Here is a 13,134-nt window from a genome sequence, read left to right as displayed (position 1 = left end):
AGGTGACTGGCCGGTCGGTGCGCGGGTGTTCAGTGATGGAGAGCGTGAATCTCCTGGATCACCGAGGGGCCGTCGCTGGCGCGGACGATGCGGTGGACCAGAAGGTCACCGCGGTGGAGGGCGAGGTGGCGGGCCTTGTCCTCGATGGCGGCGAGTTTGCTGCCGGAGGGGCGGAGGGCTCCGCAAGTGCACTGGAAGCCGTACCCATTGCGGCCGCCGAGGGCGGCACAGTCCGGGTTGAGCGGCCGTCCCCGGTGGTGGCGGTGCTCCGCCTCTCCACTGAGGGGGCATGGCGAGCGGTCCGTAGTGTGCAGGCCCACGACGTCGGCTGTGAAGTCGTGGTCGTTGGTGCTGTGCGCGTCCTTGGTGTTCGCGGCGTGCGTGGCCACCGTTGCCCCTTGTCGTAGTTGGGTACCGCCGAGCGGTGCTTTCGGTGTCGAACCACCCGTTGACCCTATTAACTTTACCCACATTGGATTTATGTGTCAATCTAATAGGGTCATCACGATGGGTGGGCCGCCCCGCACCAGCCCGCGCATCACCGGAAGTTCGACAGCCTGGAGGCCCATTGACCCGCCCGCTCGGCCATCATCAGCTCACCGCTCTCAGTGCGCTCGCCCGCCTCAGCAGCGGCACCTGGAGCCCTGACTGCGCCTGGCGGCTGCACTCCGTCGCGTACACGGCCCGCGTGCTGAACACGCTCGTGGAGCGAGAGTATGCGACCCGGTCGAGCGCGACCGGCCGCTACGCGATCACCGAGCAGGGCCTGAACAGGCTGGGCTGGTTCACCTGCGGGAACTGCACCCGGCTGACCCGCTCCCCGGTCTTCGAGCAGCCCTGCACCTCCGAGCGGCAGGTGCGGTGCTCCTGGTGCGTCGCCCCCGAGCAGGCTCCGCCCGCCAGGGAATCCGGCCTCGGCGGAACTCGGGTTCCCGTCACGCCGGTCCGCAAGGTGACGGCCTGATGGCCGCCGCCCCGGCGAGTTCCGCCGTTGCGCACCGCACGAGGAGGCGCTCACCCATGGACTGGATCCGGATCCCGGCCGCGCCGGAGGACTCCTCGCGTACGGAGCGGCGGGTGATGTGGACGGTGTCGGTCTACCGCCGGTCGGGCGACACCGAGGTCCACGAGTACACCAGCCACCGCCTCGACTCCCCCGGTCTGGCTCGGGAGCATGCGCGGCTCGCGCGGGAGCGGCCCTGGGTGTCGCGGGTCGCGCTGACCGAGCATGTCCGTGAGGTGTCCCGGCGCACGATCGGCGAGGAGGGCCTGCCGGTCCGCAGCCTGCCGCCCCGGCGGGTGCCGGAGCGGCCGGGCGGGCGCCTGGTCGCGCATTTCTATGAGATCGAGGGCCTGGAGGGCGCCGGGGAGCTGAGCGCCGACGACGTCCGCTGCCACCTGTACTGGCTGCGCGAGGCGGCAGCCTCAACGCGGCCACCCGAAGGCGCCGGGGCCAAGAACGCGAGCGCCACTCTGTGGGAGGTCGCGGTGGTCGACGTCGACCGGCCGACGACGGAAGACGCGCTGCCCCACACCCCGAGCGACCCTTAAAACTTGACATATGAGCAATCCATTCCTTACCTTAAATGGGTCATCAGTGGTGTGGCCCGCCTGTCGGGTGACGGCCGCACGGCCGCCGAGCGACGCCAACTGCGCCTCCCGGCCCGCTGTCTCTGGAGGAGACCCTGCCCCCGTCTGCCCACGCCCGGCCCGCCGCCCATCCGTACACGCCGATCGCCCGCGCCCAGCGGTGGGACATCCGTCTCGCCCGTACGCTCTTGGCCGAGCGCACCGACCTGCCCGACCTGGACGCCGGCGAGGCCGCATCGACCGGCTACGGCGTCAGCGCCGACTTCTGGCGCGTCCAGGTCATCTGGATACAGAACGGCAGCCTCACCCTGCTGAGGGCCGGCACGGCCGCGCGCCGCCGGTGGGACGCGGTGCTCGACACCATCGAAGTCGCCCTTGGCTCGGTGGAGTTCACCGCGATGCGCCGCAACCGGTACTGCGTGTCCGCGGCAGCGGTGGTTCCTGACGAGCCGCGGTGCACCGCGCGGCTGCGCCGCGTCGGCCCGCTCGGCGCCTTCCGCAGCGAGGTGACGTTCGACGGGTACGTGGCCCAGACCGCGTCCGGCGCGCTCGTCCTCGCCTCGCACGGCGCTTCTCCGACGTCGACGCTGATCGTCACCGACGCGTCGGGAGCCGAGGTGGGGCGCGGCTACGACAGCCACCAGCACGCGATCGAGTCGCTGGCCCACCACTACGGCCTGCCCATGCCGCTCGCGCTGATCGACGAAGGGCGCCGCCAGTGAACCGCCCCTCCACTGCGTCCCGTTCGCGGCCCGCGGCGGCCCGAGCCAGCCAGCTCAGCGCGTCCCAGCGCGCGGGGCTTCATGCCGCCGCTGTGCACGGCGAGGGGCACATTCCAGCGTGCCTTCCCGCCAACGAGGCCCGTCAGCTCGCCGAGCTGGGCCTCATCGAGGCGCTCGGCGCGTGCCTGGACCCGCGGTTCGGTCCGCTGACGCGCGCGCCGTCCTACAGGATCACCAGGGCCGGCCGCAGCCGGGCCCGGCGCGAGCCGTTGCCCCAGGTCCTGCTCGTGCCCTGCTCGATGGGCAAGGCCGAGGCGCCTGCCGCCCCGGCCGGTGAGATGTACGTGGGCCCGTACCACGTCGCGGCCCGCAAGGCCGCGGCGGCCGCGGCTGCGGACGGCTCGGCGCAGGTCCTGACGTTGTCCGCGAAGTTCGGGCTGCTGCGCGATGAGGACCGGATCCTGCACTACGACCTGCGCGCCGGGCAGAACGGCACGGTGTCCGCTTACGTGCTGGCCCGCCAGGCGCGCTTCCTCGGCGTGAGCGCCGCGCGGGTGACGGTCTTCGCCGGCCGGTCCTACGCGGACCTCGCCGCCACGATCTGGCCCACGCTGGAACACCCGCTCCGCGGCCTGGGGATCGGGCAGCAGCTGGCCTTCTTCGCCGACCTGTACCGGCCCTCCCGCCGCAGCGGTCTCCCCTGCCCGTAGGTGCCGACGGGCGGCCGGGCTCTGTCCACAGGCTGCTCCGCGCACCGTGTCCTGATCAACTCCACGGCCCTATGGCTCGACGACAGGAATGCTCATGTTCAAGAAGCTCTTCCCCGGTTCCTCCTCCACCGCCGCCTCCCCGGCCACTGCGCCGGTCCGTTCGACGATGGAGGGGCTGACCGGCAAGGCCGCGCACAGCTTGCGGAAGTTCGGGCTGTCCGGGCAGCGGGCGGCGGTCTATCTCGTCCTGGACCGCTCGGGGTCCATGCGCCCGTACTACAGCGACGGCACCGTCCAGTACCTCGCCGAGCGGATCCTGGGCCTGGCGCGGAACCTGGATTCCGACGGCTCGGTGCCGGTGACGTTCTTCTCCACCGACGTCGACTGCGAGTTCACGGTCAGCGTGGACGACTACGCCGGCCGGATCGAGGCCGCCCACCAGCGCCTCGGACACATGGGCCGCACCAACTACGCGACGGCCATCCGGGCCGTCCTGGAGCAGCACCGCCAGTCCGGGGAGACCTTGCCCGCGCTGATCGTCTTCCAGACCGACGGCAACCCGGACGACCGGGCCGATGTGATCGCCCTCCTGCGCGAGATCGTCGGGGAGGGCGAGGGCGAGGGTACCGAGGCGTTCATCGCCTTCGTCGCCTTCGGCAAGAAGGTCGACTTCCTGCACACCCTCAACGACCTCGGGCTCAAGGACGACCACGTCTCGCGGTTCCAGGCCGACGAGCCCGAGCACATCACCGACGAGGAGCTCTACGACGGCATCACCCACGAGTTCGTCCCCTGGCTCATCGCCCGCCAGCCGGTCCGGCACTGATCCGCGACGGGAACGCCGGCCGCCGTTGCGCGGCCGGCCCGCCGCCCCCTCCTCCTCAGCGAAACGCGCGTCCGCGGTCCGCGCCCGATCGATGAACTGGACACACCGATGAGCAACTCGACACTCCACGCGTCCTACAGCGCAGCCTCCCGGGCCGCCGGCGCACTCGCCGCGGCCCTGCAGGTGCTGGTCGCCCGGACCGGCGCGGACCCGGACCTGGCGCGGGCGCTGGCTCGGATCGACACCACAGAGATGAAGGGCGTCCTGGACGCCGCCGCTCTGCAGGCCGCGCTCGCCGAGGCGCAGGCCGAACGCGACATCACCGCGGCGCTCGCCGAGCGATGCCGGCGGCGCGAGGCCGTCGGGGCCACACTGGGCACCCCGTGCGCGTGCACGCACTCGGCCGCCACCCACGCCCCCCGCCTGACCAAAGGCGGGCGACTGCCCTGCCGGCACACCGGCTGCGGCTGCGACGACCTCACCTTCCGCTGACTACGCGACCGGCCCCGGCTCCTCGCTCTCCTCCCTCCGAACCCTTCAGCTCATCCGCCCTTTGGCCCTGGGATTCCGATCCCGGGGCCTTCGGCGCTCCCGCAGCGTCGCATCGCCGTACCGCCCAGCAGCCGACCCTGAAAACTTGCCGTACCATCGGCCGTAAATTTACTTTTTAGCGACAAGGAGCCGAGATGGCCCGCAAAGACGAACTGCTCAACCTGAGCGAGATCGCGCGGCTAGCCGGCGTGGGCCGGACAGCCGCACAGAAGTGGCACACGTCCCGCAAGACCGGCGGGGAGCCGCCGCTGCGCATGGTCGCCCAGGCCATGGAGGTCAGCGTGCCGGAGGCGGACGACGATGCGCCGCGCTACCCCCGCAAGGTGGTCGTCGCCTTCCTCAAGGCCGTCGGCTACATGAACGAGGACGAGAGCCTCATGTACCGGCGCGCGGGGAAGGGCAAGTGGACGCCGGCCAGCCCGACCATCGACCCCCGCCGCGTGGAGCAGCCGGCCCCGGGCTCCGGCGAGAAGCCCCTCAAGGTGGATCCGCAGACCGGAGGCCGTTACCGGTACTACGTGCCGCATGCCTGGCAGGTGGCGGGCTTCGGCTCGGAGAACAGCTTCACCAGCTCCAAGACCCACGGCCGCGCGCCCGAACCCGACGGGATCGACGAGCTCGAGCGCCCCTACTGGTTCGTGGAGACCCTGGAAGCGTGGAAGGACGGGGCTGCAGACCGGAAAGCTGAGCGATACGCCAGCCGCACCATCCCGCCGGATGGCTACACCCCCGCTGGCGAGCCCTACCGAGTCCTGCCCGGGACCAACTACTACGCCCGGCAGGCCGCCAAGGAAGCGGGCCAAAACGGCGAGGAAAAGCCCTCCAGAGAGGAGTGAAAGAGCTACTGACCTGCCATTTTATAATGTACCTGTGGTAAAATTAATAGCGCCAAAGGGAGTCGGCTCCGGCCTCCGGGGCGCCTTCGCGCCCCGTCCTGGACCCCGTCGGGCCGGCCCCTGAATCCACCGAGGTGCTCCCGGAGGGCTCTTGACGGACACCATGACGCAGCCACAGGAAACTCCCAGTCCCACCGCACGCCCGCCCCACCCGCAGTTCCCGTTCGGCCCCGCGGTCAAGACCCGGCTCCCGGGACGCATCGCGCTGATGGGGCCCAGCGGATCGGGCAAGACGTACACCGCGCTGGAGATGGCCTCCTCACTCGGCTCCACCACCGCGGTCATCGAGGCGGTCCACGGACACGCCGCGAAGTACGCCGACCGGTTCGACTTCGACGTCTGCCCGCCCCTGACGTACTGCTCGCCGGAGGCGCTCATCGCGGCCCTGGCCGAATGCGCGGCCCAGGGCTACGCGACGGTGATCGTCGACCCGTACACACTGTTCTGGTCCGGCCACGGCGGCGTCCTCGAACAGGTCGATGACGCCACCAAGCGCGGCTCCAGCGGCAACAAGTCCGGCTGGAACGAGGTCCGCCCGCGTGAACGCCGCATGTGGGACGCCCTGTTCGCCTACCCCGGCCACGTCATCGCGACGCTGCGCTCGAAGACCGAGTACCACCTGGAGGCCGACGAGCTGGGCGGCCACGCGATGCGCCGGTTCGGCGGCAAGCCCGAGCACCGCGATGGCGCCGAGTACGAGTTCAACTTCGTCGGCGCGATGGACTCCGACAACACGCTCGTCGTGCTCAAGGCACTCTCCGCGGACCTGTCCGGCGCGGTCGTCTCCAAACCCGGGGCCGAGTTCTCCGCCCGCGTACGGGACTGGCTGGACGACGGCGAGCCGCCCACCCCACCGGTGCCGGTCACGGAACTGATCGCGCAGGCATCCCACCCCGAGGTGACCCATGCCGCACTCGGCCAGCTCCGGGACACCGTTCGCGCCCGCTTCCTGGAAGACGTCCTGATCACCGACGACGACGGAGTGACCCTCGTCCGCCTGGACGACTACATCACCCAGCGCGGCCGTTTTCTGCAGGCCACCGCCGTGCAGGACGCCCACGCCTCATGACGCCGGCGTGGCGGCCGCACCTGCGGCCGCCACGGCGCCGGGCGCCAACCACCGCCGCTCTCCGTCCGCTTCACCTCTGGAGGTCCCGTGCACACCACCCGGCTAGGCCGCATACCGACGCGACCCCGACCTCTGGAGCACCCTTGCCCCTCTCCGTGCGCACCCCGCTCGTCTCCCGCGCCGCCGCCGCGCTCCACGATCACGCCGCGCGCGCTCTGATCTTCCTGGCCGGCCACGCGGCCCGCAGCTCCCGCGTCCCCAACCCGGTGGCCGCGACCCGCCTCGTGCTCGTCCACATCGCCGACCAGAACAAGTCCGGCGCCGACACGCACATGGAGATCACGTCGGGCCTGGCGAACCTCGGCTTCGCCTGGCCCGCCGGATGGTGCAACGGCTGCAATGTCGCGCTCACCGAGGACCAGGCCGAGGACGGTGGTCTGTGCGACGAGTGCGCCCCTTGGCTCTGCGCTTGCGCGTTCGAGAACCCCGGCGCCGAGGTCCAGTGCGGTGGCTGCCACCTCACCCGCAGCGGACTGGGCCAGACCATGCCCCCGTGCACCTGCGGGTGCGACACCTCCTTCGGGGAGTTCGGCGACTACGACACCGAATCGTCCGTCTCCCGCCAGCACTTCGCCGACACGGGGCGCTTCCTGCGGCCCGGCGAGACCCTCAACGCCGGCTGACCACCCCTCCCCACGAGGGCACCCCTCGCAGGCAACCCCCAGGCCGCGACGCCCTCAGGGGCTCCATCCCGGAGATCACCACATCATTAATGACCCTTTTAGGTTGCCTGATGGGCAACCTTTGAGTAAACTTAGAAGGGTCCCAAGGTAGTGACTCCGGCTGCTGCTCGTACGCGACCCCAGGGAAGACACCCATTTCCGACACCGTGATCGAGAAGGCACTCCGGGCAGCGAACGAGCAGCAGGGTGAGGTCGTCCGCGAGGTCTTCCGCGCGGCCGGCCTTCTCTGGCAGTGCAAGGGCTGTGACTGCCTCTTCGACAACACCGCCGGCCGTGAACTGTGCGAGGGGTGCGGCCGCCAGCGCAACGGCCACCGCATCGCCGACCGTGTGCCCCCCTCCGCGCACCCGGACGACGTCGCCGCCCTGCGCCCCCTGCTGCAGGCGTACTTCACCGACCAGGGCACGCCGCTGCCGGACGCGGTGACGTTCGAGAAGGACTTCGACAACGACTGGGTCAGCTACGGCGCGACCCTCCACTACGGCCCGCGCACCGAACTCCACGACTTCAACGACTGCGTGGAAGAAGCCCTCGACGCGCTCGACCGCGCCGAGCCCGGCGAAGACCTGCGCGTCGCCCTGTACCGCTGACCGCCGGAGATCCGAGATGCCCACTTCCTTGGCCGCTGGCCCCAACGCCCCGGCGCCGACCGCCCGTCAGCGCACCTGGCTCTTCGCGGCGCTGCGCGCCGATGACCGCCTGATGCCGCTGGGGGTGCCCCACCGGTCGCTGGACCTGATGCGCGAGCGCGGCTGGCTCCAGTTCGCCCCGGCAACCGATGACGACCCCCTGCGGGCCCGCCACGTGCTCACCGCAGCCGGCCGCTTCGCGTTGCTCAGTGTCGGCAAGGCCGACGCCCTGCTCAGCGTCCTGACCTCGAGCGAGCCCGGCCGCATCGAAAGGCCCGTACAGCAGCAGATCCTCACCTCGCTGCTCCGCGAGGGCCTCGTGTGCCGCCTGTCCCGGCGCGGCGAACAGGGCGAGGACCAGGAGCAGTTCACCTACATCTCCAACCTGGGCCGCCGCCTGGTCGGTCTGCCCGAGGTCGACACCACCCCGGCGAGCGACTACCTGGTCGCCGCGTTCGCAGCGCAGGGGATCACCGTTGCGGTGGAGAGCGACAGCGTCGGCGATACCCGCGTCGTCTACCGGCTCGGGGACCTGGAGGCGCGCTTCTTCCGGGAGGTCTGGAACCCCGGCCACTGGACCTACAGCGCCCGGCACCCGTCCTGGATGCACGACAAGCCGTGGACCGCACTGATCACCTACTCCGCAGACGGAGCCGTCGAGAAGCACCTGCCCAACGGCCTCGGCGTGAAGGAGGAGAGCGTCCGCCTGGCGGCCGCTCTCACCGCCTGGCTCACCGACCGGGACGACGCGGCTTTCGCCGCCTGACGCCCACCGCCAGTTCAACCCCGGGGGACCTGCCGCCATGGACTTGACCACCCGTCTTCATCTACTCAACCTCATCCGCCTCTCGGCCTCCGCCGAAAGCACCTGCCGCGCCGCTGAACGGGCAGAGCACCGGGCCCGGCTGCGCCGCAAAGAGGCAGCCGCCGCATGCCGCCAGCACCGACTCGTGGTGCATACCGGCCCCGGCTGCGACCTCGACGACGCGGTGAAGGCACTGGCCGACGCCGAGAGCACGTACGAGACACGCGCCGCGCAGGTCGAGACGGCCGCGATCCGGTGGCGCCGCGCCTTTTCCGCCAGCGAGCGGGCCGATGCGCGTCTGGGCGAGGAACTCGCCCGCACCTGGACGCTGACCCGCGCGGGGCAGCCCCGCCGCAAGGGCACCCGGCTCGCGGCCGAGGTCGCGCTGCTGTCCGAACTCGCCGCTATGCCCATGGAGTTGATCCGTGCTGCCTCGGCGCTGCTCGTTCAGTCATCGGCTGGCAAGGACAGCGTCGTGGCACTGGCCCGCGTAGTGCGGTGGGCGAAGGCCGCCGGCTGCCTGGACAAGGTCGTGGTGGTTCACGCCGATATCGGCCAGGACGCGGAATGGCCGGGGGTTCGCGATCTTGCCCGGCAGCAGGCCGAGCGGTACGGGCTGCGGTTCGTGGTGGTCAAGGCGCCCGTCGGCTTCCTCGGCATGGTCGAGAAGCGCGGCATGTGGCCGGACGCGCAGAACCGGCTGTGCACCTCGACCCTGAAGCGGGACGAGGCCGCCAAGTTCTTCACCCAGATCGTCGAGGAACTCGGCCTTGACGAGCAGGCGCTGCTCGTCAACTGCCTGGGCATCCGGGCCGAGGAGTCGCCCTCGCGCCGCCGCAAGCCCGAGCTCGCCATCGACCACCGGGCCAGCAACGGGCGCCGCCTCGTGCTGACATGGCATCCGGTACTCCACCTCTCCGAGCGGGACATCTGGCAGGAGATCGCGGACAACGCGCTCGACTACCACCCGGTGTACGACAGCCTCATCCCCCGCCTGAGCTGCATCTTCTGCATCCTCGCGCCGTTCGACGTCCTGGCGCGCGCCGTCCGGCTGTGCTGGGTGCTGGGCCTTGAGACCCCGAAGACGTACGTCGACCTCGAGGACCGGCTCGGACACCGCTTCAAGAACAAGTTCAGCCTCGCAGAGGTCGTCGCCGAGGCCTCCCGTCTGGAGGCCGCCGAGGGCCCGATCACCTGGCGCCGGGGCGACGCCATCCGCCACCACCTCGGCGAAGAAGCAGCGACCGCCTACCTGCAGCGCCTGGTCCTCGCAGCCTGACCCAGACCCCCACCACTGAAAGGTCCAGCCCCGTGACGATCACCGAGCCGAGTGCCTGCCGGCATTGCGGCATCCCCCGATGCGGACATGCGCGGCAGTGGACCACGGACGCCGGATGGCACAAGTGGACCCTGCCCACCCAGGCGCAGATCAAGGCCGTACGCGCGCCCGCGCCGCACACCGCTGACGCACCGCCCCTACCCCCTTTCGAAAGGCCAGCCCCTTGCTCGTGTCCCCCTCTCCCACCGGTCCTGCTCCCGCCGGTCCTGCCCCGCTCGTCGGCACCATGGACTTGGACGCCGAGCTCGGCCGGCTCCTGGACAGCCTGACCGCCGCGCAGTTGTACGACATCGAGATCGCCTGCGTGCAGCGGCAGAGCGCGCACTACGGCCGCCAGCTGGTCACCGCGCTGCGCCACCGCACCCGTGAGGTGGTCGCGGCCCGGGAGACCGACTCACGCTGGCCGGTGGTCGGCGTCGTCTTCGGCACGTGTGAGTGGGACAACGGCTGGTTCTGGGAGCCCACCGGTCTGGTCCGTCACCTCGACGGCACGCGCAGCAACGTCGACCTGGACTTCGACGATGTGAGCGGGCTCCTGGCCGACCTGTCCGGCACCGAGCGCCTGTGCGGCGGCGAACGCCTCCGCGTCGACCTGCTCACCGGCGACGTCACCACCTCGTGAACAGCCGCACGGTCGCGGTGCCCGGCCCGCGCCCGTCGCCCCCCGGGCGGCGGCGCGTTGGGCGCGGCCACACCACCACGGTCGTCTACGACTCCGCGCACCTGCGGGTGCGCCTGCGCGACGACCACGTCCTGTGGTTCGTCCGCGACGTCGCCGGGGCCCTCCGCTTCCGGCCGCCGCTGACTTCAGGCTCCGACGTCCCGCAGGTCCTGGTGACCACCGCCGGGCTGGACGCGGTGATGGCGGCAGCCGGCTTCTGCGCGCCCCGCGCCTTCACCAACTGGGCTGCCGGCATCGAGCGCCAACTGCCCCGCCAGCGCTGACCGGACGCCCCGTCCCGGCCGGCCCTCCCCGTCTCGCCGACGCCGCTGAGCTGCGTGACTCCCTGCGCTTGCTGGGCCTGCAGTCGGCGCCCCGTCTCGCGGCACCGCCCTCCCCCACCCCCGTAAAGGAACATCGTGTCCTCCGCTCCTCCCGCCCTGTTCCCCCTGCCTTCGCCCCGTGGCTCCGCTTCCCGGCCGGACAAGCCGATGACGGTGCTGTCGTACGGGCTCGGCGCCGACTCGACAGCGATTCTGCTCAAGTACCTTGATCACCCCGTGCGCTACGGACTCGAACCCGATCTGTCCGATTTGATCGTTCTGCATGCGGTGACCGGGAACGAGTTCCCAAGCTCTCTGTCGTACGTGGACAGGCTCGTGCTCCCGCTCCTCGCCAACCGCAGGGTGCGCGTGGTTCAGGTAGCGAGGATGGGCCGGTCCGACTCTGACGGGGTTCTCGTCCTCGAGGACTCGCGGACCACCCGCCGCATCCATCAGGCCGGCCCGTGGCGGCTGTCGGACTGGCTGCTGACCGGCGGCACCGTGCCCCAGATGGCTTCGGGTCGCAGGACCTGCTCAATTCGCTTCAAGGGCTGGGTGCTTGATCACTGGGCGGCCGCCGAGTTCGGCCACGCCCCGTTCCGCCGGGTGATCGGCTACCACGCCGGCGAGCGCTCCCGGATGGAGAAGGACACCAAGATCCAGAACCGGCTGAACGAGCGGGCCGGGCGGGTGATCTGCGAGCCCAGTTACCCACTGGTGGATGCCGGGATGGCCCGGTCTGCTGTGGAGGCTTACGTCCTGCAGCGTCTCGGCGAGCCCATCCAGAAGAGCTCGTGCACTTTCTGTCCCTTTAGCGGGGTATGCGCCTCTCGGGACCGGCACGAGGAGAGGCTGCGTCAGCACCCCGACCTCGCCGCCGAGGCACTGATGATGGAGTACGCGTCGATGGCGCTGAACGAGCCCATGTCGTTGTACGGGACGCGGTCGCTTTACCAGCAGCTCGCCGAGGACGAGCGCAACGACGCGGTACTCACCGCGTTCGAGGCACGCCTGGATGAAGCGCCGTTCTCCCTGTACGAGGTACGCCGCCTGTACCTGCCCGGCCGGACGAAGGACTGCCGCCACCACCACGGGGACCGGTGCACTCGCCCGCGCTGGTGGTGCCGCACCGAGCGGACCGCCTCCTGCCGCCGCGACCACGCTGCGTTCAAGACCGTCGCCCCCCTCTACACCAGCACCGAGCTGCCCCCTCGGTGCGCCGGCCTCGATAGCGGCTGCCACGGCAACCCGGTCAAGGGCGCGGCGTGGCGGTCGGTGCGCACGGTGTGGGAAGGCCCGCGCCAGGAGGCGGACTTCACCTTGATGCGCTGGGGACGTGAGACCGACGTCCAACTGCGCCACGGCGAGCGCTCGATGATCAAGCGCCTGCATTACCTGAACCGCGGCGAGGGCTACCCCGCAGCGGAGGCGTACCTGGTGGCTGCACCAACCGGCGCCGACAACAAGAACCGGAACTCCTTCGACCGCAAATGGACGGAGATCACGGGCCTGATCGGGACTCGGTGGGAGCCCGTGCGGCCGCTCGTGAACCATCCGGTCAGGCGCGGCTCGCGCGTCGTGCCGGTCATCCGGCCCTCGGGCGTGGCACACGTGCCCGCCCTGGCCTCGGCCTGAGAACAGACAATGGAGGACACCATCATGGGCGTGGCCGCGCAGACGGTGGCGTGGTGTACGGCCCGCGACCACCCGTACGTCACCTACAACCCTTGTGTGGAACGCAGTTACTGCCGGTGCGGAAGCCGACAGGCCGACGGGGAGCAGCCGGTGGACTGGACGGCCAAGCACGAGCTGTTCCACGCCCATCCGCCGGGCGGTGCCTGCCGGTGTTATCTGGCGCGGTGACCGCGTGCGGTGCACTCCCGCTCCTGCCGCGGTGCAGTCCTGGCGCACGGGAGCCGCGCAGTCCTTCGGGGTGGACCTGGCCGAGCTCGAGGTCGAGGTGTACGAGCAGGTCGGCGGCCATCACGGCGCCGACGCATGGACCGATGGGACATGCCGTCGTCCATCCGGGGGGTGGTCGGGTTCGGGGGACGGTGTGGCTGGCGGCTTGTAAAACAGAGCCAGCCCGTGGCGGCGGGGCACTGCGCTGGGCGGAGCCAGCCGCGCCCGCCGCGCGCGGCGGGCCGGGCGGGGCGCTGCGTTCAGGCTGGGGACGAGGCGAGTACCGTCTGCCCGGCAGCTGAACGGCCCGGTGTCGGACCGCAGCGAAGATTTCAGCGGGCAGGCCCCTGACCTGGGCGCTGAAATC

Annotated in this window: 17 protein-coding genes; 16 read left to right on the top strand and 1 reads right to left on the bottom strand. The window is 70.8% G+C overall.

Translation table 11 applies throughout. The features are described 5' to 3' along the window. Window positions 1-29: 29 nt before the first annotated feature. Window positions 30-389 carry a hypothetical protein gene (locus IE206_RS40285; RefSeq protein ID WP_189971415.1) on the bottom strand — a complete coding sequence of 120 codons (360 nt, stop codon included), beginning with the start codon at window positions 387-389 and terminating at the stop codon, window positions 30-32. A gap of 179 nt (window positions 390-568) precedes the next feature. On the opposite strand from IE206_RS40285, the gene IE206_RS40280 reads away from it, so the two are divergent. From IE206_RS40280 to IE206_RS40205, 16 genes are all read left to right on the top strand, one after another. Then, entirely contained in the window at window positions 569-964 is a 396-nt protein-coding gene (locus tag IE206_RS40280; protein WP_189971413.1) for a hypothetical protein, read from the top strand. A 56-nt stretch (window positions 965-1,020) separates the two neighbouring features. Further along, a complete protein-coding gene (locus tag IE206_RS40275; RefSeq protein WP_189971411.1) occupies window positions 1,021-1,551 on the top strand; it encodes a hypothetical protein in 531 nt (176 codons plus the stop codon). Window positions 1,552-1,778: 227 nt separating this feature from the next. Continuing rightward, window positions 1,779-2,312: a hypothetical protein gene (locus IE206_RS40270; RefSeq protein WP_189971409.1), complete on the top strand. Its 534-nt coding sequence runs from the start codon at window positions 1,779-1,781 to the stop codon at window positions 2,310-2,312. Then, entirely contained in the window at window positions 2,309-3,022 is a 714-nt protein-coding gene (locus IE206_RS40265; RefSeq protein ID WP_189971407.1) for a DUF6884 domain-containing protein, read from the top strand. The genes IE206_RS40270 and IE206_RS40265 overlap by 4 nt, the downstream gene beginning before the upstream one ends. A 94-nt stretch (window positions 3,023-3,116) precedes the next feature. Then, on the top strand, window positions 3,117-3,848 hold the full coding sequence (locus IE206_RS40260; protein ID WP_229853376.1) for a VWA domain-containing protein: 732 nt from the start codon (window positions 3,117-3,119) through the stop codon (window positions 3,846-3,848). Between the two features lie 108 nt (window positions 3,849-3,956). Then, complete coding sequence (locus tag IE206_RS40255; RefSeq protein WP_189971402.1) at window positions 3,957-4,340, top strand: hypothetical protein; 384 nt, start codon at window positions 3,957-3,959, stop codon at window positions 4,338-4,340. A gap of 194 nt (window positions 4,341-4,534) precedes the next feature. Beyond that, window positions 4,535-5,236, top strand: a complete 702-nt coding sequence (locus IE206_RS40250; protein WP_189971400.1) for a hypothetical protein — start codon at window positions 4,535-4,537, stop codon at window positions 5,234-5,236. A 163-nt stretch (window positions 5,237-5,399) separates the two neighbouring features. Next, entirely contained in the window at window positions 5,400-6,365 is a 966-nt protein-coding gene (locus IE206_RS40245) for an AAA family ATPase (protein WP_189971398.1), read from the top strand. Between the two features lie 143 nt (window positions 6,366-6,508). After that, window positions 6,509-7,048 carry a hypothetical protein gene (locus IE206_RS40240; RefSeq protein ID WP_189971396.1) on the top strand — a complete coding sequence of 180 codons (540 nt, stop codon included), beginning with the start codon at window positions 6,509-6,511 and terminating at the stop codon, window positions 7,046-7,048. Window positions 7,049-7,254: 206 nt separating this feature from the next. Beyond that, on the top strand, window positions 7,255-7,698 hold the full coding sequence (locus tag IE206_RS40235) for a hypothetical protein (RefSeq protein ID WP_189971394.1): 444 nt from the start codon (window positions 7,255-7,257) through the stop codon (window positions 7,696-7,698). A 16-nt stretch (window positions 7,699-7,714) separates the two neighbouring features. Continuing rightward, entirely contained in the window at window positions 7,715-8,503 is a 789-nt protein-coding gene (locus IE206_RS40230; RefSeq protein ID WP_189971392.1) for a hypothetical protein, read from the top strand. A 37-nt stretch (window positions 8,504-8,540) separates the two neighbouring features. Next, window positions 8,541-9,821, top strand: coding sequence for a phosphoadenosine phosphosulfate reductase domain-containing protein (locus IE206_RS40225; protein ID WP_229853375.1), 1,281 nt, complete (start codon window positions 8,541-8,543; stop codon window positions 9,819-9,821). 229 nt (window positions 9,822-10,050) lie between these two features. Beyond that, the gene (locus tag IE206_RS40220) at window positions 10,051-10,503 is read left to right on the top strand and encodes a hypothetical protein (RefSeq protein WP_189971390.1); all 453 of its coding nucleotides are present in this window, start codon (window positions 10,051-10,053) and stop codon (window positions 10,501-10,503) included. Beyond that, the gene (locus IE206_RS40215) at window positions 10,500-10,826 is read left to right on the top strand and encodes a hypothetical protein (RefSeq protein ID WP_189971388.1); all 327 of its coding nucleotides are present in this window, start codon (window positions 10,500-10,502) and stop codon (window positions 10,824-10,826) included. Before IE206_RS40220 ends, IE206_RS40215 begins: the two co-directional genes overlap by 4 nt. A gap of 135 nt (window positions 10,827-10,961) precedes the next feature. Beyond that, a complete protein-coding gene (locus IE206_RS40210) occupies window positions 10,962-12,500 on the top strand; it encodes a hypothetical protein (RefSeq protein WP_189971386.1) in 1,539 nt (512 codons plus the stop codon). 9 nt (window positions 12,501-12,509) lie between these two features. Then, window positions 12,510-12,728 (top strand): hypothetical protein, encoded by a 219-nt coding sequence (locus tag IE206_RS40205; protein ID WP_189971385.1) that lies wholly within the window; start codon window positions 12,510-12,512, stop codon window positions 12,726-12,728. Window positions 12,729-13,134: the final 406 nt, after the last annotated feature.

This window comes from Streptomyces violascens (genome assembly GCF_014649955.1).
Classification (GTDB): domain Bacteria; phylum Actinomycetota; class Actinomycetes; order Streptomycetales; family Streptomycetaceae; genus Streptomyces; species Streptomyces violascens.
The sequence above is the reverse complement of the archived record's forward strand: the minus strand, read 5'-3'. Positions and strand labels throughout refer to the sequence as shown.

Coding starts and splice junctions, on each gene's coding strand:
- IE206_RS40275 (WP_189971411.1), top strand. CDS start 1,021: ATGGACTGGATCCGGATCCCGGCCGCGCCGGAGGACTCCTCGCGTACG.
- IE206_RS40260 (WP_229853376.1), top strand. CDS start 3,117: ATGTTCAAGAAGCTCTTCCCCGGTTCCTCCTCCACCGCCGCCTCCCCG.
- IE206_RS40255 (WP_189971402.1), top strand. CDS start 3,957: ATGAGCAACTCGACACTCCACGCGTCCTACAGCGCAGCCTCCCGGGCC.
- IE206_RS40250 (WP_189971400.1), top strand. CDS start 4,535: ATGGCCCGCAAAGACGAACTGCTCAACCTGAGCGAGATCGCGCGGCTA.
- IE206_RS40245 (WP_189971398.1), top strand. CDS start 5,400: ATGACGCAGCCACAGGAAACTCCCAGTCCCACCGCACGCCCGCCCCAC.
- IE206_RS40230 (WP_189971392.1), top strand. CDS start 7,715: ATGCCCACTTCCTTGGCCGCTGGCCCCAACGCCCCGGCGCCGACCGCC.
- IE206_RS40225 (WP_229853375.1), top strand. CDS start 8,541: ATGGACTTGACCACCCGTCTTCATCTACTCAACCTCATCCGCCTCTCG.
- IE206_RS40205 (WP_189971385.1), top strand. CDS start 12,510: ATGGAGGACACCATCATGGGCGTGGCCGCGCAGACGGTGGCGTGGTGT.